The organism is Dellaglioa sp. CoH-56-MRSF-12, from assembly GCF_056782075.1.
In genome coordinates this window covers 1-288 of record NZ_JBXAYD010000067.1, presented here as the reverse complement: position 1 = coordinate 288, position 288 = coordinate 1, and the positions used below count along the sequence as shown (strand labels likewise).

Genomic DNA, 288 nt, shown 5'->3' with positions numbered 1-288 from the left:
CCGCGCACTTGTCCTTCCCCGTATTCAGCCGGATCGACCGCTCGGTCGTCGGGTAGTCCACATCCTTCAGGTAGAAATGCGGCAGTGACGTCATGTAGCGCGCGTACGGCACGCATGGCCGCTGCATCGGGTCCTTCGACGCAGCATTGAACGGAAAGTATTCGTCGAACAGATAAGCCGAACTCGACAGGCCGCCCCAGTCCGCCGGCACCGCGATGCTGCCGGTCGGCGTCTTGGCGCCGGTGGCGACGTCCGTGATGAAGCCGTCGACGGTCGAGCGCCCGTCGC

The 288-nt window shown here is 64.9% G+C and carries 1 protein-coding gene; it reads right to left on the bottom strand.

The annotated features are described in order from the left end of the window. Positions 1 to 288 (bottom strand): hypothetical protein (locus tag AC1RPY_RS07805; RefSeq protein ID WP_481763117.1); only part of this gene is annotated, 288 nt, incomplete at both ends.